Raw genomic sequence first — 568 nt, forward strand, 5'->3', positions numbered from 1 at the left:
CATCGGTGACCTTGCTAATCAACTCACGGGACACGTCGGCGCCGTAGACCTCGGCCAGATGCGACTGGATTTCTCCGGTGGTCAAACCCTTGGCATACAACGACAGGATCATCTCGTTGAACCCGGCGACCCGCCGCGAATGCTTTCGGATGACCTGCGGCTCGAACTCACCCTGACGGTCACGCGGGATCTTCAACCCGACCGGCCCCAGATCCGTGTGGACCGTCTTCACTGAATGACCATTGCGGGCGTTACGGGCACCGCGACCCGCCGGGTCGCCCTTGTCGTAGCCCAGATGCTCCGACATCTCCGCTTCCAGCGCCGTCTCCAGGATCCGACGAGTCACACCAGCCAGCAACCCGCCCGGCCCAACCAGCCTCACCCCGTCGACCCGCGCCTGCTCCAGCAACTGCTCAGCGATCCGCTGCTCCGCCACCGAGTCCACAGACGAACCCCGCTCGCCTTCCGGCTGCTCAGCGCGATGATTCGTAGACATGACGTGATCCCCTCTGGCCGGGCTTCCTACCCGACCTAACGGACCACACCAAGATCAACCACAAAGTTTCTG

1 protein-coding gene is annotated in these 568 nt (G+C 63.2%); it reads right to left on the reverse strand.

Going from position 1 to position 568, the window contains the following annotated elements; all coding sequences use genetic code 11:
* A partial coding sequence (locus SNR22_RS29190; RefSeq protein ID WP_320069896.1) for a transposase occupies positions 1-496 on the reverse strand: 496 nt, incomplete at its 3' end.
* Positions 497-568: the final 72 nt, after the last annotated feature.

This window comes from Micromonospora sp. RTGN7 (assembly GCF_033804645.1).
GTDB lineage: Bacteria > Actinomycetota > Actinomycetes > Mycobacteriales > Micromonosporaceae > Micromonospora.